Raw genomic sequence first — 25,296 nt, forward strand, 5'->3', positions numbered from 1 at the left:
TGACGACCACCGGCGGGCACGGCGTCGCCGCGCCCGGTGGGACCGGGGCGGGCCGGCACCGTGCGCGGTTCGACCGCGGCGTGCCGGCCGGTCGCCACGGGCTGGCCGGACGGCCGTCGCGGGACGGTGCGCGGCTCCTCCGTCGCACTCCCCCGACCGTCGGCGGCGCGCTGGGGGGAGCGCTCGGCCGGGTCGTGGGAGGGCGGTGGGGGGACCGCGGCGGCCGGTCGACCGGACGGACGCTCCGGGGCGTCGGGCGCCCCGGCCGGGGGCGTCACGTCCGGGGTTCGGTCGACCGGCGCCGCGGGTGGCGCGGCCCACGGCAGGGGGGTGGGGAGGACCCCCTGCGCCGTGGTGGGCCGCGCCCCGGTCCGCTCGTCCGGACCGGACGCGGCGGACGGCGGGACCTGGACGGGGGCGGTGTGCCGGCCACCGGGCGCGATGGCGTGGCGACCGGTGCCGGTGGAGCGGCTCGCCGTGTCGGCGGAGCGGCGGGGCAGGTCCACCCACAGCGGGTCCGCGTCGGGGACCTCCGGCGCGGTGGCCTCGGCGACCTCCCTCGGAGGCGGTGTGACATCGCCCGGAGCGGGCTCGGCATCGAGGCGCGGGACGTCGGCCGGTGCACCCCGTGCGATGTCCTCGCCCGGGACGACGGCGCCCACCGGGGCCCCCGCGTCCTGCTGGCGCGACGCCCGGGACGCGGTGCGCCGCACCTGGCGGGCGGCGGCGCGGTGGGCGGGGCCGCAATAGCGTCGTGGTGGCCGCCCGGGAATGTCCTCGACCCACGTGTCGCACCCGTCGAACGCGCACTGCCTGATATTCCGGTCTTCCACCGCAGACCCCCACCCCAACGCCGACCCACCGTGCACGTGCATTGCCCGGCGGACCCGCCGAAACCGTCATCGCTAGCACGCGGTCGGGCCGGTCGGGGTTCGAGTTGATCTCCGAAGGGAACGGATGGCACTCGAATGGCGGAGCAACATGAGCCCAGGGTCGAGATGAACCGCGGAATTCGTGACGCTGCGTGAAGAAGGCGTGGTCGCGCGGGGGAAGGCGTCGGAAACGGTTCCGCCCGCCCCGGCGCGAACCGGGAGCGGGCGGAAGCGGGACGTACCGACCGGTGACCGGGCGGTGGTCGGATCAGTACGTGGGCAGCGAGGGGTCGACCTGCTTGGCCCAGGCCAGCACCCCGCCACCGACGTGCACGGCGTCGCGGAAACCGGCCTGGTGCAGGGCCGCGAGCGCCTCGGCCGAGCGCGCACCCGACTTGCAGTGCAGCACGACCGGCTTGTCCTGCGGGATCTCGGCCAGCGCCTCACCGGAGAGGATGCGGTCCTTCGGGATGAGCGTGGCGCCCTCGATGCGCACGATCTCGTACTCGTGCGGCTCCCGGACGTCGATCAGGGCGAAGTCCTTGCCCGCGTCGAACATCTCCTTGAGCTCCGTCGCGGTGATCGTGTGCCCGGCGGCGGCGTTCTGCGCGTCGTCGGACACCACGCCGCAGAAGGCGTCGTAGTCGATCAATTCGGTGATCTTCTGCGCCTCCGGGTCCTTGCGGATCCGGATGGTGCGGTAGCTCATCTCCAGGGCGTCGTAGACCATCAGCCTGCCCAGCAGCGGCTCGCCGATGCCGGTCAGCAGCTTGATCGCCTCGGTCACCATGATCGAACCGATGGACGCGCACAGCACGCCGAGCACGCCGCCCTCCGCGCACGAGGGCACCATCCCCGGCGGCGGGGGCTCGGGGTAGAGGTCGCGGTAGTTCAGGCCCTGGCCGTTGGGCGCGTCCTCCCAGAACACCGAGGCCTGGCCCTCGAACCGGAAGATCGAGCCCCACACGTACGGCTTGCCCAGCAGCACGGCGGCGTCGTTGACCAGGTAGCGGGTGGCGAAGTTGTCGGTGCCGTCGAGGATGAGGTCGTAGTCGCGGAAGATGTCGAGCACGTTCTCCGAGTCCAGGCGCACCGGGTGCAGCCGGACCTCGACGAACGGGTTGATCTCCCGGATGGAGTCGCGCGCGGACTCCCCCTTCGGCCGTCCGACGTCGGACACGCCGTGGATGACCTGGCGCTGCAGGTTGGACTCGTCGACCTCGTCGAACTCGACGATCCCCAGCGTGCCGACGCCCGCCGCGGCCAGGTAGAGCAGCGCCGGGCTGCCCAGGCCGCCTGCCCCGACGACGAGCACCTTCGCGTTCTTCAACCGCTTCTGCCCGTCCATCCCGACGTCCGGGATGATCAGGTGCCGGCTGTAGCGGGCGACCTCGTCCTTGGTCAGCTCCGCGGCCGGCTCCACCAGCGGTGGTAGCGCCATGATGGGTGCTCCTCGATTCGTGGGCTGTTCCTGGTCGTCAACGCCCGTCCGGGCCGGGATCTTCCCAGCTCCCGTCGGCCACCGCGTCCCACAGGCCGGCGACGGCGCGGGCCACTGCCTCGGGCGCCTCGATCTGCGCGACGTGGCCCACGCCGGGCAGCATCAGCAGCCGCGAGCCGCGGATGGCGGCGACCGTGCGGCGGGCCAGCCGCGGCGAGACGAGCCGGTCGCGGTCGCCCCAGACGACGAGCGTGGGCGCCTGGACCCGGCCGGCCACCGTCCACAGCGACTCGCCGCGCAGCCAGCCCGCCACCATGGCCACCCCGGTCTGCCGGGCGGCCTCGAACGCCCACGGCTGGCGGGCGCGCGCGGCGTACTCCTCGGTGGCCTCGGCGAGGCGGTGCTCCGCGGCGATCGACGGGTCGCCGAAGCACAGCCGGACCACCTGCTCGGCGCGCTCGCGCGGGCTCTGGGCGGCGAGCGCGGCCCGCGCTCCGCGCCCGAGCACGGGCAGCAGGGCCAGCAGCATCCGCCGGTCGGACACCCGCCGCGGGTCGGGGCGGCGGTCGGGCATGGCGGGCGAGATGAGCGTCAGGGTGCGGATCAGCTCGGGACGGCGGGCCGCGACGGCGAGCGCGACCGCCCCGCCCATCGAGTTGCCCACCAGGTGCACGGGGCGGCCGCGCCCGGCCAGGAAGCACAGCAGCGCGTCGGAGTGCACGGCCGGCGTGTAGAGCCCCGACGCCGGCGGCCGGGACAGGCCGAACCCGGGCAGGTCGACGGCCGTCCCGGCGGCCCTGGTGCGGAGCAGGGCGGCCAGGTCGGTCCAGTTGGTCGCCGACCCGGACAACCCGTGCACGTAGACGGCGGGGACACCGTCGGGGCCGGGGGTCTCGCGCACGTGCAGCGTCACGCCGCCGGAGGTGACCTCGCGGCCCGGCCACGGCAACCGGTGAGGGTCGCGCTCGGGCAGGGTGGACGGGTCGGCGAGCGGAGCGTCCCGGGGCGCGGCGCGACCCGGCGGGCGCCGGGTGACGGGCGGGTGGACGGCGGCGGACGCGGTGGGGACCACGGTCGACAGGTACCCGACGGGGGCCGCCCGCGCCAACCCCCGGCGAACCGGGAGATCCTCGGGCCGTCCCGCGCGTTGTACGGGTCAGGGGTAGTCGATCGCACGGGGTGGGGTATCGATGGGCGGGAGGTCCACGGCGCGATGAGGACTGCGGTACGGCTGGCCGGGTTCGCCGCGGGGCTGGCGCTCGTCTTCGCCGCGGCCTGGGCGACCGGGGCCAACGTCGGGCCGCCCCCCTCGACGACCGCGGCGCCCGCGAGCGCGATGGCGCACGACGACGCGGGTGGGGAGGCGGCCGGAGCCGGCCACGGCCACGAGGACGGCGCCGGGTCCGAGGTCGAGTCCGCGGGGCTGACCGCGACGGCGGCGGGTTACACGCTGGTGCCGCAGGTCACCACGTTCCTGCCGGGGGCGCCCGCCGAGTTCGGCTTCGCGATCACCGGTTCCGACGGGCGTCCGGTGACCGCCTTCGACGTCGAGCACGAGCGGCAGCTGCACCTGATCGTCGTGCGCCGCGACACGGCGGGCTTCCAGCACCTGCACCCGGTGCTGGGCCCCGACGGCGTGTGGCGGGTGCCGCTGGTGCTGCCGGCGGGCGGGGTCTACCGCGCCTACGCCGACTTCGTGCCCACCGGCGGGCCGCACCTGGTGCTGGGCGCCGACCTCTACGCCGCGGGCGACTTCACGCCGCTGCCGACCGCGCCGTCGCGGGTCGCCCAGGTCGACGGCTACCAGGTCCGGCTGGACGGCGAGCTGGTCGCGGGCAGCCCGTCGCAGGTCTTCGCCACGATCACCCGCGACGGCGCGCCGGTCACCGACCTGGAGCCCTACCTGGGGGCGTTCGGCCACCTGGTGACGCTGCGCCGCAGCGACCTGGTCTACCTGCACGTCCACCCCGACGGCGCCGCCCCCGCCGCCACCGACCGCGCCGGCCCGGCGATCGCCTTCGTGGCCGACGTGCCCTCGTCCGGCGAGTACCGGCTCTACCTGGACTTCCAGCACGCCGGGGCCGTGCACACGGCGGAGTTCACGGTGGCCACCCGCAGCGGGTCGTGACCGGGGCCGCCGGGAGCATCCCCGCTCCGCCGCCGCACCCGGCCCTCGGCCGGGTACCGGTCCGGGTCGCGGTCGTCGTGCTGGTGCTGGCGGTGGCCGCGCTCGGGTTCCACCTGGGCGCGGGGGCGGTGCCCGCGGCCGCCTGCGCGATCGCCGCCGCGGTACTGGTGGCCGGCTGCCCGGTCGCGACGCCGCTGGCCGAGCGGGCCCTGCCGGCGACCGCCCGGCGCGGCGCGGCCCGGCTCGGGGTGCCGCTGGGCTTCACCGAGCTCGCCCTGCTCGGCGAGGTCGACACCCTCGTGCTGCCGCGCGTGGGCGCGGTCACCACCGGCGTCGCCGAGCTGCGCGCGACGACGGCGGCGCCGGGTGAGGACCGCGCCGAGGTGCTGCGGCTGGCCGCCGCCGTCGAGCGCCCGGCCGAGCACCCGCTGGCCGCCGCCGTCGTCACCGCCGCCGCGGAAGGCGAGGAACCACCCGACGTCGCCGAGTTCGACGCGCTGCCCGGCCGAGGCGCGCTCGGGGTGGTCGCCGACGTGGTCGGCGACCAGGTCGTCGCGCACGCCGTGCTGGTCGGCAGCGCCGCGTTCCTGCTCGAGCACGGCATCGCGCTGCCGGCCGAGCTCGCCGCCGCGCGGGACGAGATCGAGCGGGAGGGGCGGACGGCGGTCGCGGTGGCCTGGGACGGCGTCGCCCGCGGCCTGCTCGACGTCGACGAGCCGCTGCGCCCGGGCGCCGCGGCCGCGCTGGCCCTCGCCCGGCGCGCCGGCGTCCGCCCGGTGGTGCTCACCGGCGCCGGGCCCGGCGTCGCGGCGGCGCTCGCGCAGCGGCTCCACGCGGACCCCGACGACGTGGTCGCCGAGCCCTCCCCCGGCTCGGGCGCGGAGGTCGTGCGGCTGCTGCGGGCCAAGGGCGCGCTCGTGGCCCGCGCCGCCCCCGGCGGCGGGGCGGTCGTCGACCTGCCGGTGCCCGAGGGCGGCGCGGCGGCCCTGGTCGGGGCGCTGCTGCTGGCCCGCCGCGCGCGACGGGTGCGCACGGCAGTGGAGGGGCTGTCGTCGGCCACCGCGCTCCTCGGGGCCGGGGCGGCCGCCGCCGGGCTGCTGCCGCCGATCCTCGCGCCCGCCGTCCCGGCCGCGGGCGCGGCGCTGGCCGCGACCGGATGGCTGGCGGTGGCGGCGTTCGGCCCGAACGCCGCAGCTCGGGCGGGCGGTGGCGACGCGGTCACCGGCCGGGCCGAGCCCGCGGGTGCTACCTGCGGGTAAACTGCTCGTGCCGCCCACGAACGCGTGGGCCATAGGAGGTGCGACCGCATGACCGAGGCGCCGACCGCCGCCCCCCGCGGTGGCCGTCTGTCCCGTTCGGCACGCCGGGCGCAGCTGCTCGTCGCCGCGCGCGACGTCTTCTCCGCCCAGGGCTACCACGCCGCCGCGATGGACGACATCGCCGAACGGGCCGGGGTCAGCAAGCCGGTGCTCTACCAGCACTTCCCCGGCAAGCTCGAGCTCTACCGCGCCCTGCTGAGCACCTACGCCGACGACCTCGTCGCCCGCGTGCGGACCGCACTGGCCTCCACCTCCGACAACGGCGAGCGCGTGCACGCCGCCGTCTCGGCGTACTTCGACTTCGTGGCCGGCGAGGGCGGCGCCTTCCGGCTGATCTTCGAGTCCGACCTGCGCAACGAGCCCGAGGCCGCCGCGGTCGTCGAGCAGGCCTCCGTGCGCTGCATCGACGCCATCGCCACCGCGGTCACCCAGGACGCGGGCATCGACTGGGCCCGCGCCCGGCTCCTGGCCGTCGGGCTGGTCGGGCTGAGCAGGCACAGCGCCCAGCACTGGATGACCTCCGACCGGGAGGTGCCCCGCGAGGAGGCCGTGCAGCTGATGTCGGCGCTGGCCTGGCGCGGCATCGCCGGCTTCCCGCTGGTCAACCCGGCCGATCAGCCCGGCGACTGACGCGCGGGCGCGCCCTCGACCGCCCCGCGCACCAGTTCGTCGAGCTCCGCGACCACCCCGGGCACCCGCTCCACCGGCAGCATGTGCCCCGCGCCGGGGAACACGGTCAGCCGCGCCGATGGCAGCGCCTCGGTGATCCGGCGGGCCGCCGCCAGCGGCGTCAGCCGATCGCGGTCGCCCGCGAGGACCACCGTCGGCGTGCCGGCGAAGGCGGCCAGCGCGGTGTCGCGCTCGTGCTCGTCGAGGGTGGCCCGGAAGCCGGCCACCGTCTGCGGCCGGCACGCCGCGACCGCCCGCACCGTCAGCAGGCGGGCCAGCGGGTCGGGGTGGCGGCCCAGCAGCAGCCAGCGCAGCGCCGGGGCCAGCAGCCATGGCGGGCCCATCGAGCCGCGCCGCGACCGGCCGGGCAGCTCGCGCAGGCGGCGGTCGACCGCGCGAGCGACGGCGGCGCCCCGCTCGGGGAGCCCGAACGCGGTGCGGGCCAGTCCGCCGCTGGCCGTGGCGACGAAGGCCAGTCCGGCCGCGCGCGCCGCCATCGCGGGGTGCCGCTCGGCCAGCGCCATGAGCGCCATGCCGCCCATCGAGTGCCCGGCCAGCACGAGCGGGCCGTCGGGTGCGGTCGCCGCGATGACGTGGGCGAGGTCGTCGGCGAGCCGGTCGATGGTCATCGTCTCCGGGGGCGCCGGATCGGACCGGCCGTGGCCGCGGTGGTCGTAGCGCACGACCCGCGGGGGCCGGGGTCCGCGCAGCAGGCCGGCCGCGACCGGGCCCCAGGTGCGGGTGTCGAGGGTCCAACCGTGGGCCAGCACGACCGTCACCGCGGCGCGCTCGGGCTCCTCGACCAGGACCGAGAGCCGCACGCCGTCGTCGGTGTCGACACCGGTCTGCGCCATCCCGCTCCCCTCGAACCGGCCGGACGGGTGGTCCGGTCGGTTCGAGGGTACGGGCGTCAGCCGATCGCGAAGCCCACGCGACGGGCGTCGTCGGGGGCGATCTCGATGTAGGCGATCTGCTCCGAGCGCACCAGGTAGCGGCGCCCCTTCTCGTCGGTCAGCCGGAGCAGTCCGTCGCCCGAGCCGCCGAGCGCGGTGTCCACCAGCCGCTGGACCTCGTCCGGCGTCTGGTCGCTGGACACCACGAGCTCGCGCTGGCTCTCCGCGATGCCGATCTTGACCTCCACCGGTGAACCTCCCGGGTCACGTTCCGTTCGAACTGGGCCGTCCTCGCTGGTCTCCCAGCCGCACCCAGGCTAGTCGAGCGCCGCGCGCGCGGCCGCCACGGGCGGTCAGCCCTCGGCGAACCGGGCGGTCGGACCGGTCAGGTCAGGCCGAGACTGGCCATCCGCTTGCCGTGGTTGGACTGCACGCGGCGGATGAGCTGGGCGATGCCGGACAGGTCGCCGGAGCCGGAGACGATGAAGTCGGCCAGCTCGTCGCGCTCGGCCACGATGTGCTGGGCCTGCGTGACGGCCTCGCCGAGCAGCCGCCTGCCCCACAGCGCCAGCCGGTCGTGCACCTGGCGGTTGGCCGCGCACGCGGCGCGGACCTCCCGTTCGGCGAACGCGCTGTGCCCGGTGTCGGCGAGCACCTGCTGCACCAGCTCCCCGGTGGGGCCGGGCAGCCAGCCGGCGATCTCGCGGTAGAAGTCGGCCGCGAGCCCGTCGCCGACGTAGGCCTTGACCAGCGACTCCAGCCAGCTGCGCGGCGCGGTCGAGTGGTGGTAGGAGTCCAGCGGGCGCACGAACGGCATCATCGCGTCCTCGACCGGGACGCCCAGGCCGCGCAGGTGCTCCTCGAGCAGCCGGAAGTGCCCGATCTCCGCCGCCGCCATCGCGGACAGGGCCGCCCGGCCGGTCAGCGTGGGCGCCGCCCTGGCGTCCTCGGCCAGCCGGTCGAACGCCGAGAGCTCCCCGTAGGCCAGCAGGCCGAGCAGGTCGACCGTGGCCCGCCCCGCTCCGGCGGGCTCCGCCGCCCGCGCAGTCGTCATGCCCGGAGCGTAGGCCAGCACCCGGTCCGGTGACGGGCGGAACGGGCGGAGACGACCGGCCACCCGATCGAGTGCAGCCGAGCTCACCGACCGGTCCGGCCACGGCTGCTGACCCCGGACCCGATCCCGGGTAGGATGGCGCGTGTCGCAGCATCCGATCGGGTGCGCGCATACCCGCGGTCTCCCGACCGGCCGACCCGCTCCGGGCCCCGGCCCGACCGGAGATCGCAACGACATGGTGCGTACGGCGCCTCGTCGGTTCTCCCGCCAGGCCCGCTCCCGCGATGGCCGGTGGTCCGAGGAACCGGCCCCGGCACCTGCGCGGAGAGAGGCGATCATCCTGTCCGTCGAGAACGACACCCCCGAGAACCCCGACAGCTCGGACAACTCCACAGAGGCCGGTCCCGCGGCCGGGGAGGCCGCCACGGCGGCCGACGCCGCCGCGGTCGACCCCACTGTCGACGCGGCCCCGGCCGACGACGTCGTCGAGGCCCACCCGCTGCAGGCCGGTGCGCCGGTCCGGGAGGACTCCCCCACCTTCGCCGAGCTCGGCGTGCGCCCCGAGATCGTCAGGGCCCTGTCAGAGGCCGGCATCGTGCGCACGTTCGCGATCCAGGAGCTGACCCTGCCGCTGGCCCTGGCCGGCGACGACATCATCGGCCAGGCCCGCACCGGCATGGGCAAGACGCTGGGCTTCGGCGTCCCGCTGCTGCAGCGGGTCGTGCCGCCGTCCGAGCAGCCCGCGGCCAACGCCGAGGGCGAGGCCGCCGACCGCACCAAGGACGTGCCGCAGGCGCTCGTCGTGGTGCCGACCCGCGAGCTGTGCGTGCAGGTCGCCAAGGACATCGCCGACGCGGGCAAGCACCTCGGCATCCGGGTCACCGCGATCTACGGCGGCCGGGCCTACGAGCCGCAGCTGGCCGCGTTGCGCAAGGGCGTCGACGTGGTCGTCGGCACCCCGGGCCGGCTGCTCGACCTCGCCGAGCAGCGCCACCTGGTGCTCGGGCGGGTCAAGGCGCTGGTCCTGGACGAGGCCGACGAGATGCTCGACCTGGGCTTCCTGCCCGACGTCGAGCGGATCATGCGGATGCTGCCCGAGCAGCGCCACACGATGCTGTTCTCGGCCACCATGCCGGGCCCGATCATCGCGCTGTCGCGGGCCTTCCTCACCCAGCCCACGCACATCCGGGCCGAGGAGTCCGACCAGGGCTCCATCCACGAGCGCACCCGCCAGCTGGTCTACCGGGCGCACGCGATGGACAAGGTCGAGCTGCTCACCCGCGTGCTGCAGGCCGACGGCCGCGGCCTGACGATGATCTTCGCCCGGACCAAGCGGACCGTGCAGCGGGTCGCCGACGACCTGGCCGACCGCGGGTTCGCCGCCGCCGCCGTGCACGGCGACCTGGGCCAGAGCGCCCGCGAGCAGGCCCTGCGCGCGTTCCGCTCCGGCAAGATCGACGTCCTGGTGGCCACGGACGTGGCCGCCCGCGGCATCGACGTCACCGACGTCACGCACGTCATCAACTACCAGTGCCCGGAGGACTCCAAGACCTACGTGCACCGCATCGGCCGCACCGGCCGGGCGGGCAAGGAGGGCGTGGCGGTCACCCTGGTCGACTGGGACGAGATGCCGCGCTGGAAGATGGTCAGCGACGACCTGAACCTGGGCATCGACGAGCCGGTCGAGACGTACTCCACGTCCGACCACCTCTACGCCGACCTCGCCATCCCCACCTCGGCCAGCGGCAGGCTGCCGCGCTCGAAGCGCACCCGGGCCGGTCTCGACGCCGAGTACGTCGACCCCGAGCTCGACCACGGCGGCCGCAAGCGCGCCGACAAGCGCACCGGGCGCGACCGCAAGCGCCCCGAGGACGAGGTGGTGGCCCCGCGCCGCCCGCGCGCCGATCGCACCCGCACCCGCAGCCGCGCCGGCGTGACCGTCGCCGGCGCCGAGGGTGGCGAGCCCGCGTCGGGCTCCGACACGGTGACCGCCGAGGCCGCTCCGGCCGCTCCGGCCGGCACCGACGGCCCGGACACCTCCACCACCAACGGCAGCAACCCCCGTCCCGACGGCAGCCGGCCCCGCAGGCGCCGCCGCCGCGGCGGCCGCGGTCGTTCGGGTGCCGGCGAGTCCGCGACCCAGGCCGACACCGGCCCGGACGCCGCGGCCAGCTGATCGACGGTTCTCCGGTGCGCCCGGAGCGACGCCGCCGCGGTGACCTCGTCGCCGCGGCGGTTCTCGTCGTGCTCGGGGTCGTCGCGGCGACGGTGCTGTGGAGCACCGGCGAGGTCGCCGGCACGACGTCGGCGCCCGCGGCCGCGGCGGCGCCCGAGCCGCCCCCGGCCGCCGGGGTGCCCGCCGGGTTCACCGAGGCGTGGCGGGCACCCAGCGCCGCCACGCCGCTGCCGGTCGTCTCGCCGCACGCCGTGGTCACCGCCGACGGCTCCACCGTCACCGGCCACGATCCGCTCACCGGCACCACGACCTGGACCTACTCCCGCGACGAGCCGCTGTGCACGGCCGCGGCCGGCTTCCCCGGCGCCGACCAGGGCGTCGGGCGGGTGCTGGCGCTCTACGGCGACGGCCCGCACTGGTGCAGCGAGCTCACGGCGCTGCGCCCCGACACCGGCGCCCGCGCGGCGGCCGCCAACCCCGACACCCGCCCCGGGGCCCGGCTGCTGGCCGCGGGCTCGTCGGTGGTCGGCACCGGGTCGGACTACCTCGAGGTGCTCCGCTCCGACCTGGTCAAGACGCTGGAGTACGGCCTGGTCAGCGCGCCGGCGCAACCGGAGCGCCAGCCGCGCGCCGGCTGCCGGTACGGCTCGACGGCGCTCGTCTCCGGGCGGCTGGGTGTGATCGAGCGCTGCCCCGGCGAGTTCGGCGACCGGCTCACCACGATCTCCCCCGACGGTCCGGACGGCGCGGACAAGCCCGCCGTGGAGTTCTCGGTCGCGCTGCCGGGCGTCGGGGCCACGCTCGTCGCCCTGACCACCGAGCTGGCCGCGGTCGCGCTGCCCGGACCGCCGCGCCTGCTGGTGTTCGACCGCCAGGGCGCCCAGGTCGAGGTGATCGGCCTCGACGTCCCGGAGGCGGACCTGGCGGTCGATCCCCCGGGTGGGGTGGCGGCCGTGCGGGTGGGCGGTCAGCGGGTGTACTGGTGGACCGGTTCGCGCACGGTCGCGCTCGACGAGACGACCCTGCGCCCGGTGTGGACGGCCGCGGACGCGCTCGGGCCCGCGCTGCCCCACGGCGGCGGCCTGCTGCTCCCGGTGCCCGACGGGCTGGCCGAGCTCGACCCGGTCACCGGCGCCACCCTGCGCACGCTGCGGGTCCCGCGGGCCGACCCGCTCGCCCCGGTGCACCTGGACTCGGTCGGCGAGGTGGTGGTCGAGCAGCGCGGGACCGAACTGGTCGCGCTGCGTCCTTCGGGGTGACGCCGGGTGCGGCCGGGACCGGTCGCCGCACGCCTTCCCATCTACGTACACATATGCGTATAGTCCCCGCCGTGCAGGAGGTGCTGGTGCCCAACAAGACGATCTACGTGTCGGACGAGGATCTGCCGCTGTTCAAGCGGGCCGCGGAGCTCGCGGGCGGCAGCCTGTCGGCGGCGATCGGCGCGGCGCTGCGGCGGTACGTCGACGCCGAGGAGGGGCGCACCGAGGGCTTCGACGAGATCACCGTGCGGGTCGGCGTCGGGGTGGGCCGCAAGGTCCGCTTCTCCGGGATCCTGCTCGGCAAGCTGGGCCGCTCGACGTCGACGCGGGAGGAGGAGTACCGCGTGTACCGCACCCGAAGCGGCAAGTTCGCGGTGCACGTCAGCCGCTCCCCCGAGGAGTACGACAGCCACAGCTCGGGCAACTGGGTCCGCGAACTGACCAACTGGCGCGTGATGCTCGGCATCGACGAGTCCAGCTGGGTGTTCGCCCAGGCCGAGTCCACGCTCGAGGTGGCGGCGACGATCGAGGAGCTCGCCGGGAAGATCCCGCCGGAGCTCTACGCCGTCGTCGCCCAGCTGGCCGACGAGCCCGCGGTCGAGGACCTGGACCTCTAGACCGGCCACCACGGGTGGCCACGACAGGCGAGGCGAGGGACATGACCGAACAGTCCGATCCAGCGATCGTCACCGTCGGGTTGCGCAAGGCCTACGGCGAGCACGTCGTGCTCGACGACGCCGACCTGCGCGTGCCCGCGGGGAGCGTGTACGCCCTGCTGGGCCCGAACGGGGCCGGCAAGACCACCACCGTGAACATCCTGTCCACGCTGGTCGCCGCGGACGCCGGCACGGCGACCGTCGCCGGGCACGACGTCGCCCGCGATCCCGACGCCGTGCGCGCCGCGATCGGGGTCACCGGCCAGTTCTCCGCGGTGGACCACCTGCTCACCGGCCGCGAGAACCTGCGCCTGATGGCCGACCTGCACCACCTCGGGCGCGCCCGCGGCCGCGAGCGGGTCGAGGAGCTGCTGGAGCGCTTCGGGCTCACCGAAGCCGCCGCCCGGCCCGCCGCCACCTACTCCGGCGGCATGGGCAGGCGCCTCGACCTGGCGATGACGCTCATCGGCACCCCCCGCGTGATCTTCCTCGACGAGCCCACGACCGGCCTGGACCCGCGCAGCAGGCGGGAGGTGTGGCGGTTCGTCCGCGAACTCGTCCGCGGCGGCGTGACCATCTTCCTGACCACCCAGTACCTGGACGAGGCCGACCAGCTGGCCGACCGCGTCGGCGTGCTCGACGACGGGCGGCTGGTCGCCGAGGGCACCCCCGACGAGCTCAAGCGCCTCGTCCCCGGCGGGCACGTGCGCCTGCGCTTCGCCGACGCCGACGGGCTCGAGGCCGCCGCGCGGGCGCTGGCCGGTTCGACCCGCGACGACCAGGCCCTGAGCCTGCAGGTCCCCGCGGACGGCAGCCTTGCCTCGCTGCGCGACCTGCTCGCCCGCCTCGACGCCGCGGCCGCGGAGGTGCAGGACCTGTCCGTGCACGCCCCCGACCTCGACGACGTCTTCCTGGCCCTGACCGACCGCTCCGCCTCCCGGAAGGCCCCGCCGGCATGACCACGATCGTGCGCGCCGCCACCGACTCGTCGACCATGCTGCGGCGCAACCTCCTGCGGATGGTGCGCTACCCCTCCATGACGCTGATGCTGGTGGGGATGCCGATCGTGTTCCTGCTGCTGTTCGTCTACGTCTTCGGCGCCACGCTGGGCGCCGGGATCGGCGCGGGCGGCAGCGGCACCGACGGCCGCACCGCCTACCTCGGGTACGTGGTGCCGGGCATCCTGTTGATGACGGTGGCCGCCGCGGCCAACGGCACCGCCGTCACGGTGTCGATGGACATGACCCAGGGCCTGATCGCCCGGTTCAAGACGATGCCGATCGCCCGGGTCGCGGTGCTGACCGGGCACGTGGTCGGCAACGTCGTCCAGAGCCTCATCGGCGTGGCCGTCGTGCTCGGCGTCGCGCTGCTGCTGGGCTACCGGCCCGCCGCCGGCCCGCTGGGCTGGCTGGGCGCGACCGGGCTGCTGGCGCTCATCGCCTTCGCCATGACCTGGCTGTCGGTGGCGCTCGGTCTGGTGGCGAAGAACGTGGAGTCGGCCAGCAACCTGCCGATGCCGCTGACGTTCCTGCCGTTCCTGGGCAGCGGGTTCGTGCCCACCGACTCGCTGCCGGTCGGGCTGGCCTGGTTCGCCGAGCACCAGCCGTTCACCCCGATGATCGAGGGCGTGCGCGGGCTGCTGTCCGGGACGCCCGTCGGGTCTGCGGGCTGGCTCGCCGTCGGGTGGTCGGTGCTGATCAGCGCGCTGGGCTACCTGTGGGCCCGCCGGCTCTACGACCGCCGGACCGGCTGAGCCCTCACTCCCACCACTGGAAGACGAGCAGTGCGGTGGCGGTCGCCAGCACCACGACCGCCGCCGCCGCGCCGCGCCCACCGGCGTGCCGGTCGGCGTAAACCTGCGCGCCCACCGCCACCACGGCCGCCAGCGCGTGCCAGACCAGCGTGCCGGTGCCCGGACCGGGCGTGCCGGAGACGTACCAGGCGATCACCAGGGCGATGAGCAGCGCGACCAGCCCGCCGGCCAGCACCCCGGTCAGGCCGCGCAGGAGCCGGCCGGCCGTCACGGCGCGAGGTGGGCCCACGAGGCCGCCTCCGGCGCCGCGGCCCGACCCTGCGGGCAGTTGCGGCGCACCTCGCACGATCCGCAGCGGGGCGCGGGCCGGGGTGGGAACAGGACGTCGGGGTCGCCGCCCGCGGCCAGGTCGTCGGTGGCCGCGGCGAACTCGGCGGCAGCGCCTTCCGCGCGGCGCACGTGGGCGCGCAGGGACTCCCGGTCGTGGCGCCAGGCCCGCACCTCGCCCGAGGGCACGTGGTGCAGCTCCACCTGCGCGCAGCGCCGGCGCAGGGTGCGCTCGGTGGCCAGCGCGTACAGGGCGAGCGCGGCCGAGTCGGCGGCGTCCTGCTCGGTCGGCACGTGGCGCCCGGACTTGTAGTCGACGACCACCAGCTCCGCGCCGCGCCGGTCGATCCGGTCGACGCGGCCCTCGGCGACGATCCGCTCGGTGGACACCGACACCCACTGCTCGCGGCCGACCGGGTCGTCCTCGGGGTCGAGCCCCTCGGCGTAGTCGGCGACCCAGCCGCGGGCCCGCTCCCGGTACTGCGCCGCCTGCGCCGCGTCGCGGAAGCCCTCGCTCGACCAGTTGCGGTCGACCAGCGCGGCGGCGGCCTCCCGCGTGCGGCGCTGGGCGGGCAGGTCGAACAGCGCGCGCAGCGCGAGGTGCACGACCGCGCCCAGGGTGCCGGCGGCGCGGGCGCCACCGCGCGGCGGGGGCGGCTTGTCGACGTAGGTCATCCGGAAGCGGCGCGGGCAGTCGGCCCAGGTGGCCAGCCGCGCGGGGGTGACCTTGACCAGGCGCGTCGTCTCGAACTCGAACCCGAGCTGCGCGCCTTCCACCAGCCCCACGGTATCGCGCCCCGATCACCGACCGGTGGCGACCTCGATTCCGCTCGCACACTCGACGATGGCGTCCAGGGCGGGCTCGGCGGTGCGCTCGGCGGCGAGCGGAGTCGTCTTGTTGGTGCCGTGGTAGTCGCTGGAGCCGGTGACGACCAGGTCGTGCTCGGCGGCGAGCGCCCGCAGCAGCTCGCGGTCCTCCGGCGAGTGGTCGGGGTGGTCGACCTCGACCCCGCCCAGTCCGGCCGCGGCCAGCTCGACCAAGACCGAGGGCTCCACCACCCGGCCCCGCCTGCGGGCCAGCGGGTGGGCGAACACCGCCACGCCCCCGGCGTCGCGGATCATGGCGATCGCGCTGCGCACGGGCGTGTCGACCTTGGGCGCGTAGTACGGGCTGCCGGTGTAGAGCAACGTCGCGAACGCCTCGTCGACCGAGGCCACCACACCCGCGGTGACCAGGGCGCGGGCCAGGTGCGGGCGCCCGGCGCTGGCGCCGTCGGGCAGCAGGGACAGCACCTCGTCGGGGTCGACCGGGTAGCCGTCGGCGGCCATCTTGCCGGCCATGGCGCGCAGCCGCTGCACGCGCTCGAGGCGCAGCCGCGACTGCTCGGCGTGGATGGCCTCGTGGGTGGGGTCGAACAGGTAGCCGAGCAGGTGCACCGCCACGTCGCGCTCGGCGCGCCCCGTCGGGCTGACGCAGGAGAACTCGGCCCCGCGCACCAGTCGCATGCCGGGCGGCAGCGCGTCGAGCGCCTCCGCCCACCCCGAGGTGGTGTCGTGGTCGGTGATGGCCAGGACGTCGACACCGGCCGCGGCCGCGGCGGCGACCAGGCCGGCCGGGCTGTCGGTGCCGTCGGAGGCCGTGGAGTGGGCGTGCAGGTCGATCAATGGGGCGGGCACGCCCGAGGCTAACCCGTGGCCGGGAGCGGGCCGCTCACTTGCGCCAGCGCGGCCGGGCGAGCATGCCGGTGGCCCGGGTCTTGCCCTTCTCCCCGAACACCAGTTCGGAGAGGGCCTCGTAGACCTCCTCCGGGCGCGGCATGTAGTCGATCTGGTTGAGCGCCTGGATCTGGCCCGCCGACTCGACGACCAGGGTGCCGTAGCCGAGCATGCGGCCCCCGAGCGTGCGCTGGAACGTGAGGTCGGTGACCTTGCCCAGCGGCATCATGCCCACGCTGTGCACGATGATCCCCTGGGCGAGCATCACCCGCTTGTCGGTGATCACGATGCGCTCGATCCACCACAGGATCGTCATGACCGTGAACCGCAGCACGGCCACCAGCGCCAGGTAGAAGGTGACGTTGTCGACGATGGCGCAGCTGAGCGGGAGGTCCGCGTTGCGCTCGGACAGCGCCACGCACTCCGCACTGTCCGGGATGTAACGCTCCGCGATGACCATCAGGAGCAGGAAGCCGCCGGTCTGCAGGACGTTCTTGAGCATCACGGCCCAGTGCTGGCGCACCCGGATGACCCTGCGCTCCGTCGGCAGCAGGTACTCGTCGATCTCGCGGGGTGCGAGCACGGGCTAGACCAGCCGCGCGAAGAACGTGGTGATCGACTCGGCGGCGTTGCGGAGCGTGTCGCCGATGTTCTGCACCGAGGTGGCCGCCGTGCCTGGTTGGGTGACCACGAAGAAGATCAGCAGCGCGATCGCGAGCAGACCGACGATCTTCTTCACGTTCACCGGGACCACCGTTCTGAACCGAGGGAGTTACGGTCGTTCACAATGTAACCCGCCGTCCGCCGGGCGCGGTATCCCGCACCTGAGGTTCGGTAGGGTCCGCCCAGATGACGCAGCGTAGCTCCGGTATCCCCTGCGTGGGTGGTCTCGCGTACGACGATCTCCACCGGCTGCTGCTCGTCCAGCGCGCCAACGAACCCGGTCGCGGACAGTGGTCGTTACCGGGCGGACGAGTGGAACCCGGCGAAACCGACCAGCAGGCCCTGGTTCGCGAGATGGAAGAAGAGACCGGCCTATCGGTTGAACCCGGACCACTGATCGGCCGTGTCTCACGCGGCAACTACGCCATCGCCGACTACTTGTGCACGGTCATCGGCGGCACACTGCGCGCCGGCGACGACGCCCTCGACGCCCGCTGGTGCAGCGCCGAGGACCTGCACGCTCTGCCACTGGTCGCCGAACTGATCACCACCCTGTCGGAGTGGCGAGCGCTCCCCGAGTGAGCGAGCTCACACCCCATCGTGCTCGATTCAGCGCCCGGTCGGCGTATCAGTCAACCCGGATCGGACCTCTGGCCCGCCTCGCCAGCAAGCGCGCCGCCCCCACCAGCCTGCCCGATTGCGCACCCCGCTCGGCGCACGAGAGCGACTCTCGTCCCGCCAGACGCAACCAGCGTCACTCTCGTGCAGCCCAGCGGGACGAGAGCCGCTCTCGGTCAGACGGGCGCGGTTCGGCGGGGGCCCCAGCACCGCGCACCGTGTGGCCACCGCGCACACGTCAGGACATGTGCGCGGTGGCGGCTGGGTGTGCGCGGTGGCGGCTGGGTGTGCGCGGTGCCGAGCGGTGTGCGCGGTGCCGAGCGGTGTGCGCGGTGGGGCGAGGTCGGGCCCACGCACGGCGGCGCGCAGCGCCACTCCTCCCCCGAGGCCCCTGCCGTCACGTCGGCGCGCACGGCAGAGCGCGGCCGACACGACCCCCGCACCCCGCCCTCCCATCTGCCGCCCATGGATGCCAACCGTGCGGGGGTCGCGGCGGACGTGCTTCGCTGGGCGTGACGACGGGACGGCAGGGGCCGAACCCCTGCTCGATCCGAGGTCGCCCGCCGCGGAGGCGCCGCCGGAGGCGCTCTTCACCCCACCAGTGACTCAGCCCGCTCGCCCGAGGCTGGGCACGCCGCCCGGCAACGTTCCTGCCTACCGAGGGCGTCCGGCGCGCGCCCGCTCCAGGAGAAGAGCGCGTCGGAGGGAGGGTGAAGAGCGCCTCCGGCGGGCCTCGGCTCCAGCAGGGGGGCCGAAGTGCCCCCTGCCGTCGCGTCGTCCCACGAAGGTTGGCATGGCCGTCCCGACCCCCGCCAGCGTGGCACCGGGGTCGGGTTGGCGCGGTGTGGCGGGGGCCGGGCCGGCCATGCACGCTGCGCGTGCCGACGCGACGGCAGGGAGCACTTCTCCGGGGACCGGCGAGGGATCGCGGAGATGGCGGGGTCCGGCGGGGGTCCCGGGGCACCGCGCGCACCGTGTGGCCACCGCGCACACGTCCCGACATGTGCGCGGTGGCGAGTAGGTGCGCGCGGTGGCGGCTGGGTGTGCGCGGTCATCGCGAAGCGGGGGCAGCCCGGCCCCGCCTGAGCGAGCGGGGCGCTCGCCCAACCTCGCCGTGCGAGTGCGCCACTCGCTCACAGCGGTGCCCATGGCGAGCCAGGGTTCGGGGCACCGCGCGCACCGGGTGGCCGCCGCGCACACGTCAGGACATGCGCGCGGTGGCGGGTAGGTGTGCGCGGTGGCGAGGGGTGTGCGCCGTGGAGTCGAGGGCGGAGCCGGCGGGGCTCAGCCCTGCGGAACCGGCCGCCCCGGCTGCTCGCCGCCGCGCGCATCGCCGTAGGAGCGCTTCGGCACCATCACCTTGCGCCGGAACGTGCACACCACGGTGCCGTCCTGCTTGTAGCCGCGCGTCTCCACGTGGACGACGCCGCGGTCGTCCTTCGACTTGGACGGGGTCTTGTCCAGCACCTCGGTCTCGCCGTAGATGGTGTCGCCGTGGAAGGTCGGCTTGGTGTGCTTGAGGGACTCGACCTCGAGGTTGGCGATGGCCTTGCCTGAGACGTCGGGCACAGACATGCCCAGCAGCAGCGAGTAGACGTAGTTGCCCACGACCACGTTGCGCTTGAACTCCGTGGTCTCCTCCGCGTAGTTCGCGTCCAGGTGCAGCGGATGGTGGTTCATCGTGAGCAGGCAGAACAGGTGGTCGTCGTACTCGGTGACCGTCTTGCCGGGCCAGTGCTTGTACACGGCGCCGACCTCGAACTCCTCGTAGTACCGCCCGAACTGCAACGCTGCCGCCTCCCGCGTCGATAGGCCAACGGAGGGGTAATCTAACCCGTGGCCATCCGGCTGGAGGGTGGTCCCGACCACAGGACGGGAGGTGAGCGCGGTGCCGAGTGCACCCGGTTGCAGTAGTCGCCGCGTTCCCGAGCTGGTGACCTGCTGACGGTCCACCCCATTGGGACGCGAGTTCGAGTCTTCGTCGCGAGCTCCGCTCGTGCGTCCCGTTTCCCGGAGGTGAACCGTGTCCGCCCTGTCCTCGATCCGTCCCGCCATCCGCCCCGCCGCCGCCCGCCGCGCCGCCAAGGCCGAGCTGCTGCCCAAGCTGCGCGTGCCGATCGCGCGTTCCGTCGTCGACTGCGCCGTCTACGTCGACGGCAAGCGCCTGCCCGGTCACTGGTCGCACGAGGCGGCGCTGGCCGAGGTGCGCCGCCGCGGGGAGGGCTTCGTCTGGATCGGGCTGCACCGCCCCGACGCCGAGCAGATCACCGGCATCGCCGACGTGTTCGACCTGCACGAGCTGGCCGTCGAGGACGCCGTGCAGGCCCACCAGCGCCCCAAGCTGGAGCGCTACGACGACACGCTGTTCATGGTGCTCAAGCCGGTCTGCTACGTCGGGCACGCGCAGCCGACCACCGCCAACGAGATCGTCAAGACCGGCGAGCTGATGGTCTTCGTCGGCACCGACTTCGTCATCACCGTCCGGCACGGCGAGCACTCGTCGCTCTCCGACGTCCGCCGCCGCCTGGAGGCCGACCGCGAGCAGCTCGCGCTGGGCCCGGCCGCGGTGCTGCACGCCGTGGCCGACCACGTCGTCGACAAGTACCTCGACGTCACCGAGGCCATCGAGGACGACATCGACGAGATGGAGCGCGAGGTGTTCACCCCGCGCTCGGTCATGGACGCCGAGCAGATCTACGTCATGAAGCGCGAGGTGCTGGAGCTGCGCCGGGCCGTGGCGCCGCTGGCCGGACCGCTGCGCAAGCTGACCGAGGGCTACAGCTCGCTGGTGCCGCACGAGGTCCGCTCCTACTTCCGCGACGTCGACGACCACCTCTCGACCGTCACCGAGCGGGTGGCCGGCTTCAACGAGCTGCTCTCCTCGCTGGTCGACGCGGTGCTGGCCAAGACGACCATGCGGCAGAACAACGACATGCGCCGCATCACGTCCTACGCGGCCATCATCACCGTGCCGACGATGATCGCCGGCATCTACGGCATGAACTTCGACTTCATGCCCGAGCTGCACTGGGAGTACGGCTACCCGGCGGTCCTGCTGGTCATCGCGACCATCTGCGTCACGCTGTTCCGGGTCTTCCGGCGCAACCAGTGGCTGTAGGCACCCGCGCGGTCGCCGGGTCCGGGGCGCGGTTCTAGCCTGGCCGGGTGAACGAGGTGCGCACCGAACGTCCGTCGGTCAACCCGCTGCGCCGGCTGCACCGCCCCCGATGGGCCGAGCAGGAGCCCACCTGGGCCGCCGCCAAGCCGGGGCTGATCAGGGCGGCGCTCAACCGGGCCAGGGCCCGCGCGACGGGCGGCTGGTACGTGCTGGCCGCCAGCCGCGAGGTCCGCCCGGGCAAGGCGTTCGGCCGGGTCGTGGCCGGGCGCGAGCTGGTGGCCTGGCGCGACACCGACGGCGCGCTGCACGTCGGGCCGGGGGCCTGCCCGCACCTGGGCGCCGCGCTGTGCGACGCCCCGGTGCACGAGGGGCAGCTGGTCTGCCGCTGGCACGGGCTGGCGCTGGGGCCCGCGGGGCGGCCGGGCTGGCGCACCCTGCCCGCGCACGACGACGGCGTGCTCGCCTGGGTGCGCCTCGAGGGCACCGGCGACCCGGTCGACGGCGAGCCGACCGAGGCCCCGGTGATCGGTCCGCGCCCGCCGGTGCCCGGGTTGGACGCGGTGGCCACGGTGATCGGCCGCTGCGAGCCCGACGACGTCATCGCCAACCGGCTGGACCCGTGGCACGGGGCCTGGCTCCACCCGTACTCCTTCACCGCGCTGCGCGTCCTGAGCGCGCCGGCGATCGACTGCCCGCCTGCCGAGGACCGGTTCCTCGTCGAGGTGACCTTCACGCTGGGCAAGCGCTACGGCGTGCCGGTGGTCGCCGAGTTCAGCTGCCCGGACGCGCGCACGATCACGATGCGGATCGTCGACGGCGAGGGCGCCGGCAGCGTGGTGGAGACCCACGCCACCCCGCTCAGGACCGGGCCCGACGGGGTGCCGCGCACCGCCGTCATCGAGGCCGTGCTGGCGCATTCGGACCGTCCGGGCTTCGCGAAGGCGCACACGGCCGGGCCGCTGGTGCGCCCGCTGATGCGGGTGGTCGCGGCCCGGCTGTGGCGCGACGACCTCGACTACGCCGAGCGCCGCTACGCGCTGCGCTCCCGTTCCTGACGCCCGGCCAGCACGACCGCCGCCCCGACCAGCGCCGCACCGACGGTCCCGGCCGCCCCGAGCCGCTCGCCGAGCACCACCGCGGCCAGCACCGCGGCGGTGAGCGGCTCCAGCAGCGCCGTCACCGCCCCGACCGAGGCCGTGCTGGCGGCCAGCCCGCGGAAGTAGCAGGTGTACGCGGCCGCCGTCGGCAGCACCGCGAAGGCGACGAGCAGGACCAGCGCCCCCGGCTCGGGGACGAACGCCACCGCCGAGGGGTCGACCGCGGCGAGCGGGACGAGCAGCGCCGACCCGCCGAGCAGGAACGCCGGCCCGGTCGTCAGCGCGGCGTCCAGCCCGGGCACCGGGCGCGCGGCCAGCAGCGTCATGGCCGCGAACCCGGACCCGGCCACGACGGCGAGGGCCGACCCGAGCAGCGCCGACGCCGGGTCGAGCCCGCCGCCGGGCAGCCCGACCAGCAGCACGATCCCGAGCACGGCCAGCCCGACCGTGCCGACCATCGCCCATCCCCCGGCCCGCTCGACGAGCAGCACGACGACCGGCGCGCTGCCGATCGTCACCAGGGTGGCGAGGCTGACCGAGGTCAGCGAGACGGCGGTGAAGTAGGCGGCCTGGAAGACGGCGGCCAGCGCACCGATCGCGGCGATCCGCCGCCAGGCCGCGGGGCCCCGCGGCCGACGGCCGGACAGCGCCAGCAGGGCCACCAGGACCAGCCCGCCACCGGCGAGGCGGTAGCCGGCGACGGCGAGCGCGGACAGCCCGGTCCGCTCGGCGAGCAGGCTGCCCAGCAGCCCACCGGTGCCCCACAGGACACCGGCCAGTACGAGGAATGGCATGGGAGATCGCTCCAGCGACGAAGGGGTGGGGTCGCGGAAGCGGGACGGCCCGGACGGGCCCGGCCGCGGGATCAGGCGATCCGCGGCGGGGAACCCGGTTGCACGAAGACGCGCGCCGGCCGGACGTCCGGCGGGCGCGCGGGCGCGGACGGCCCCGCGGTCAGCGGGGCGGCGGGGTGATCGGGAAGGTCCGGTGCACGCCACGACCCTATCCGGGCCGGGCGGCCGCGTCGCGCGGTTTGCGCCGTCCTCGCACGTGCTGTGGACCCTGCGAGGAGGGCACCGCCCCTGCGACGTCGCTACTCCGGCTTCGTCACGTCGATGCCCTCCGGCGGCGTCGGGGCGACGGTGAGGGCCGGGTCGACGACGTCGGTGCCACCGGGCTTGCGGCCGAGGAAGGTGTGCACGATGTCCTGCTGCCAGCCCGCGACCGTCTGCACCTTGATGTCCTCGAAGCCCGCTCCGCGCATCCGCTCGGTGAGCCCGCGGACGCCGTCGAAGTCCAGGACGCTGCGCCAGAGGTAGCGGTAGAGCTCGCCGGAGCCCGCCCGAAGCCGGCCCATCGGGATGATCACGGTCCAGCAGACCGCCGTCCACACCGCGCGGCTGCGCGGGGAGTCCTTCACCGAGTACTCGTGCAGCGCGAGGGGGGCGCCCGGGCGCATGATCTCCTGGACGGCGCGCAGGGTGGCGTCGCGGTCGGTCAGGTTGCGCACCAGGTAGGCCGCCAGGACGCCGTCGAACGGGCCGGTGATGCCGGCGCCGACGAGGTCCTCGGCGTCGGCGTGCACGAACCGCACCGTCGGCGGCCAGGTCTTCGCCGCGGCCTGGGCGAGCATCTCCTTCGACGCGTCGACCGCGGTGATCCGCGCGTCCGGGGCGGCGGCGAGCAGGGCCTCGGTGGAGGCGCCGGTGCCGCAGCCCAGGTCGAGCAGGTGCATCCCGGAGCCGCGGTTCGGGATGCCCATCCGGCGCGCCGACAGCCGCAGGTGCTCGTGGTAGCCGGGGTTGGCCCCGACCATCCGGTCGTACGTGGCGGCGTGCTCGTCGAACGACTCGGACACGTTCGCGGCGCTGGTGCGCCGCTTCCCCGGCCGGGGCCGCTCGGGCTTCGGTGCGCTCACCCGCATGATGGTGACGCATCCCCGGCGGCCGGGCGCGGGCGGCCGTACCCTGGCCGCGATGGTCCGGGCCCTGGCGGTGAGCGACGAGGTGGTCGACGGCCCGCGGCGGGTCGCCGGCCTCCGCGGCGACGTCGACCTGATCATCGCCGCAGGTGACCTGCCGTTCGACTACCTGGCCGAGCTGACCGACCAGCTCGACCGCCCCGGCGTGCTGGTGCCCGGCAACCACGACCCCGACATCTCCGGCTACGCCCAGCGCGGCGGGCTGTGGCTGCGCGCGGGTCACCCCGTCGAGTGGCCGGGGCCACCCGGTTTCGCCGACGCCGACGGCCGCGTCGTGGACGTGGCGGGGGTGCGCGTCGCGGGGCTGGGCGGGTCCGTGCGCTACCGCCCCGGGCCCAACCAGTGGACCCAGGCCGAGCAGGCCCGGCGGGCCCGCAAGCTGGTCCGGGCGGCCCGGCGGATGACCCGCCGCGACGGCCGCGGCGTCGACGTCCTGCTCACCCACGCCCCGCCGCGGCGCTGCGGCGACCGGGAGGACGGCCCCCACCACGGCTTCGACTGCCTGCACGACGTGGTCACGGCGCTGCGCCCCCGGCTGCTGGTGCACGGCCACATCCACCCCTACGGCGAGCCGGTGCCCGACCGGGTGCTCGGCGGCACCCGGGTCGTCAACGTCGTGGGTCGCAAGGTCCTGGAGCTCTAGTGGCCGACACCGGTTTCCCCCGCGCCGACGCGGAGAACGACTTCCTGCGGCTCCGCCGCCGGCAGGTGCTGTCCCGGCTGGCCGCGTGGCTGCGCCGCCAGCCCGACGACGTCTCCGAGGTGCTGCCCTTCGACGAGGTGGTCGCCGCGCTCGGGCGCACCGGGGAGCGCAGGCTGCCCGGCGTGCAGCTGATCGACCTGGACACCATCGTCGGCAGCGTCGACCGCACTCGAGACTTCGACCGCTGGTTCCGGCCGAAGTCCGGGCGCAGCCGGGAGCGCTGGGAGCGGCTGGCCCGGGCCCAGCGCCGCGGCGAGACCGTGCCACCGATCGACGTGTACCGCATCGGGGAGCTGCACTTCGTCCGCGACGGCCACCACCGGGTGTCGGTGGCGCACGCGCTGGGGCTGCGTTCGATCGAGGCCTTCGTGACCGAGGTGACCACCGTCGTCGACGCCACCGGGATCGCCCGCCGCGGCGACCTGATCACCAAGGACCTGCGCCGGGTGTTCCTGGACCGGGTGCCGCTGCCCGGCCCGGCCCTGGCCACCATCCTGGTGACCCGGGCCTGGTCCTACGCCGAGCTCAGCGAGGCCGTGGAGGCGTGGGGCTTCCGGCTGATGCAGCAGGAGCACCGCTACCTCGACCGGCCCACCGTGGCCCGGCGCTGGTACTCCGAGGAGTTCTCCCCGGCCGTGCGGATGCTGCGCCAGGCGGGGCTGGTCGGCGAGCGCACCGACGCCGAGGCCTACCTGCACCTGGCCGCGCAGCGCTACCGCCTCACCCGCGCCCACCGCTGGGACGACGAGGTCCTCGACCGCCTGCGCACCGACGGTCGTGGGGGGGGGGGGGGGGGGGGGGGCGGGGGGGGGGGGCCCCCCCGCCCGCCGGGCGGGGCGGGGGCGCGGGGGGG

25 protein-coding genes and 2 pseudogenes are annotated in these 25,296 nt (G+C 75.3%); 13 read left to right on the forward strand and 14 right to left on the reverse strand.

What is annotated here, in order from left to right:
- The 3 genes and pseudogenes from KDL28_RS20965 to KDL28_RS20975 all read right to left on the reverse strand — a co-directional run.
- Positions 1–713, reverse strand: a pseudogene (locus KDL28_RS20965) (hypothetical protein); the annotation flags it as partial.
- A 427-nt stretch (positions 714–1,140) separates the two neighbouring features.
- The gene (gene moeZ / locus KDL28_RS20970; protein WP_252441154.1) at positions 1,141–2,313 is read right to left on the reverse strand and encodes an adenylyltransferase/sulfurtransferase MoeZ; all 1,173 of its coding nucleotides are present in this window, start codon (positions 2,311–2,313) and stop codon (positions 1,141–1,143) included.
- Between the two features lie 37 nt (positions 2,314–2,350).
- Entirely contained in the window at positions 2,351–3,385 is a 1,035-nt protein-coding gene (locus KDL28_RS20975) for an alpha/beta fold hydrolase (RefSeq protein ID WP_252441155.1), read from the reverse strand.
- Between the two features lie 141 nt (positions 3,386–3,526).
- Between KDL28_RS20975 and KDL28_RS20980 the strand changes: the two genes are divergently transcribed.
- From KDL28_RS20980 to KDL28_RS20990, 3 genes are read left to right on the forward strand one after another with little or no spacing between them, the layout of a single operon-like run.
- Positions 3,527–4,441 carry a DUF8832 domain-containing protein gene (locus KDL28_RS20980; protein ID WP_252441156.1) on the forward strand — a complete coding sequence of 305 codons (915 nt, stop codon included), beginning with the start codon at positions 3,527–3,529 and terminating at the stop codon, positions 4,439–4,441.
- On the forward strand, positions 4,438–5,700 hold the full coding sequence (locus tag KDL28_RS20985; RefSeq protein WP_252441157.1) for an HAD family hydrolase: 1,263 nt from the start codon (positions 4,438–4,440) through the stop codon (positions 5,698–5,700). Before KDL28_RS20980 ends, KDL28_RS20985 begins: the two co-directional genes overlap by 4 nt.
- Before the next feature lie 48 nt (positions 5,701–5,748).
- Positions 5,749–6,390, forward strand: coding sequence for a TetR/AcrR family transcriptional regulator (locus KDL28_RS20990; RefSeq protein WP_252441158.1), 642 nt, complete (start codon positions 5,749–5,751; stop codon positions 6,388–6,390).
- Here KDL28_RS20990 and KDL28_RS20995 read toward each other — a convergent pair.
- The 3 genes from KDL28_RS20995 to KDL28_RS21005 form a co-directional block, all read right to left on the reverse strand.
- Positions 6,375–7,283, reverse strand: a complete 909-nt coding sequence (locus tag KDL28_RS20995) for an alpha/beta fold hydrolase (RefSeq protein ID WP_252441159.1) — start codon at positions 7,281–7,283, stop codon at positions 6,375–6,377. The two genes, KDL28_RS20990 and KDL28_RS20995, sit on opposite strands and share 16 nt — an antisense overlap.
- Before the next feature lie 56 nt (positions 7,284–7,339).
- Positions 7,340–7,570: a DUF3107 domain-containing protein gene (locus KDL28_RS21000; protein WP_252441160.1), complete on the reverse strand. Its 231-nt coding sequence runs from the start codon at positions 7,568–7,570 to the stop codon at positions 7,340–7,342.
- A 137-nt stretch (positions 7,571–7,707) separates the two neighbouring features.
- On the reverse strand, positions 7,708–8,376 hold the full coding sequence (locus KDL28_RS21005) for a ferritin-like fold-containing protein (RefSeq protein WP_252441161.1): 669 nt from the start codon (positions 8,374–8,376) through the stop codon (positions 7,708–7,710).
- A 235-nt stretch (positions 8,377–8,611) separates the two neighbouring features.
- Here KDL28_RS21005 and KDL28_RS21010 point away from each other — a divergent pair, with 235 nt between their 5' ends.
- The 5 genes from KDL28_RS21010 to KDL28_RS21030 all read left to right on the forward strand — a co-directional run bounded on the left by KDL28_RS21010 (position 8,612) and on the right by KDL28_RS21030 (position 14,220).
- On the forward strand, positions 8,612–10,552 hold the full coding sequence (locus tag KDL28_RS21010; protein WP_252441162.1) for a DEAD/DEAH box helicase: 1,941 nt from the start codon (positions 8,612–8,614) through the stop codon (positions 10,550–10,552).
- 14 nt (positions 10,553–10,566) lie between these two features.
- Positions 10,567–11,811 carry an Rv3212 family protein gene (locus tag KDL28_RS21015; protein ID WP_252441163.1) on the forward strand — a complete coding sequence of 415 codons (1,245 nt, stop codon included), beginning with the start codon at positions 10,567–10,569 and terminating at the stop codon, positions 11,809–11,811.
- A gap of 71 nt (positions 11,812–11,882) precedes the next feature.
- Entirely contained in the window at positions 11,883–12,428 is a 546-nt protein-coding gene (locus tag KDL28_RS21020; protein WP_252441164.1) for an EXLDI protein, read from the forward strand.
- A 41-nt stretch (positions 12,429–12,469) separates the two neighbouring features.
- Complete coding sequence (locus KDL28_RS21025; protein ID WP_252441165.1) at positions 12,470–13,426, forward strand: ATP-binding cassette domain-containing protein; 957 nt, start codon at positions 12,470–12,472, stop codon at positions 13,424–13,426.
- The gene (locus KDL28_RS21030) at positions 13,423–14,220 is read left to right on the forward strand and encodes an ABC transporter permease (protein ID WP_252441166.1); all 798 of its coding nucleotides are present in this window, start codon (positions 13,423–13,425) and stop codon (positions 14,218–14,220) included. The genes KDL28_RS21025 and KDL28_RS21030 overlap by 4 nt, the downstream gene beginning before the upstream one ends.
- Before the next feature lie 4 nt (positions 14,221–14,224).
- Here the strand turns inward: KDL28_RS21030 and KDL28_RS21035 are convergent, their stop codons facing one another.
- The 5 genes from KDL28_RS21035 to KDL28_RS21055 are packed head-to-tail and all read right to left on the reverse strand — an operon-like array spanning position 14,225 to position 17,008.
- The gene (locus KDL28_RS21035; RefSeq protein WP_252441167.1) at positions 14,225–14,491 is read right to left on the reverse strand and encodes a hypothetical protein; all 267 of its coding nucleotides are present in this window, start codon (positions 14,489–14,491) and stop codon (positions 14,225–14,227) included.
- Positions 14,488–15,324: a RecB family exonuclease gene (locus KDL28_RS21040; protein WP_252441168.1), complete on the reverse strand. Its 837-nt coding sequence runs from the start codon at positions 15,322–15,324 to the stop codon at positions 14,488–14,490. The genes KDL28_RS21035 and KDL28_RS21040 overlap by 4 nt, the downstream gene beginning before the upstream one ends.
- A 24-nt stretch (positions 15,325–15,348) precedes the next feature.
- A complete protein-coding gene (locus tag KDL28_RS21045; protein ID WP_252441169.1) occupies positions 15,349–16,224 on the reverse strand; it encodes a PHP domain-containing protein in 876 nt (291 codons plus the stop codon).
- 34 nt (positions 16,225–16,258) lie between these two features.
- Complete coding sequence (locus KDL28_RS21050; protein ID WP_252441170.1) at positions 16,259–16,846, reverse strand: PH domain-containing protein; 588 nt, start codon at positions 16,844–16,846, stop codon at positions 16,259–16,261.
- 3 nt (positions 16,847–16,849) lie between these two features.
- Positions 16,850–17,008 (reverse strand): hypothetical protein, encoded by a 159-nt coding sequence (locus KDL28_RS21055; RefSeq protein ID WP_252441178.1) that lies wholly within the window; start codon positions 17,006–17,008, stop codon positions 16,850–16,852.
- A 104-nt stretch (positions 17,009–17,112) separates the two neighbouring features.
- On the opposite strand from KDL28_RS21055, the gene KDL28_RS21060 reads away from it, so the two are divergent.
- Entirely contained in the window at positions 17,113–17,508 is a 396-nt protein-coding gene (locus KDL28_RS21060) for an NUDIX hydrolase (protein ID WP_252441171.1), read from the forward strand.
- Positions 17,509–18,828: 1,320 nt separating this feature from the next.
- Here KDL28_RS21060 and KDL28_RS21065 read toward each other — a convergent pair.
- Positions 18,829–19,332 (reverse strand): MaoC family dehydratase, encoded by a 504-nt coding sequence (locus KDL28_RS21065; protein ID WP_252441172.1) that lies wholly within the window; start codon positions 19,330–19,332, stop codon positions 18,829–18,831.
- A gap of 304 nt (positions 19,333–19,636) precedes the next feature.
- Between KDL28_RS21065 and corA the strand changes: the two genes are divergently transcribed.
- Positions 19,637–20,662: a magnesium/cobalt transporter CorA gene (gene corA, locus KDL28_RS21070; RefSeq protein ID WP_256502303.1), complete on the forward strand. Its 1,026-nt coding sequence runs from the start codon at positions 19,637–19,639 to the stop codon at positions 20,660–20,662.
- Between the two features lie 47 nt (positions 20,663–20,709).
- Positions 20,710–21,717 carry a DUF5914 domain-containing protein gene (locus tag KDL28_RS21075; protein ID WP_372497032.1) on the forward strand — a complete coding sequence of 336 codons (1,008 nt, stop codon included), beginning with the start codon at positions 20,710–20,712 and terminating at the stop codon, positions 21,715–21,717.
- Here KDL28_RS21075 and KDL28_RS21080 read toward each other — a convergent pair.
- Positions 21,693–22,553, reverse strand: coding sequence for a DMT family transporter (locus KDL28_RS21080; RefSeq protein WP_252441173.1), 861 nt, complete (start codon positions 22,551–22,553; stop codon positions 21,693–21,695). The genes KDL28_RS21075 and KDL28_RS21080 overlap by 25 nt on opposite strands.
- A 299-nt stretch (positions 22,554–22,852) precedes the next feature.
- Positions 22,853–23,677, reverse strand: coding sequence for a class I SAM-dependent methyltransferase (locus KDL28_RS21085; RefSeq protein ID WP_372497033.1), 825 nt, complete (start codon positions 23,675–23,677; stop codon positions 22,853–22,855).
- Positions 23,678–23,735: 58 nt separating this feature from the next.
- On the opposite strand from KDL28_RS21085, the gene KDL28_RS21090 reads away from it, so the two are divergent.
- Both KDL28_RS21090 and KDL28_RS21095 read left to right on the forward strand, forming a co-directional pair.
- A complete protein-coding gene (locus tag KDL28_RS21090; protein WP_252441174.1) occupies positions 23,736–24,383 on the forward strand; it encodes a metallophosphoesterase family protein in 648 nt (215 codons plus the stop codon).
- Positions 24,383–25,222, forward strand: a pseudogene (locus KDL28_RS21095) (chromosome partitioning protein ParB); the annotation flags it as partial. The gene KDL28_RS21090 and the pseudogene KDL28_RS21095, both read left to right, overlap by 1 nt.
- Between the last annotated feature and the right edge of the window lie 74 nt (positions 25,223–25,296).

The organism is Pseudonocardia humida (genome assembly GCF_023898865.1).
GTDB classification, from domain to species: Bacteria; Actinomycetota; Actinomycetes; order Mycobacteriales; family Pseudonocardiaceae; genus Pseudonocardia; species Pseudonocardia humida.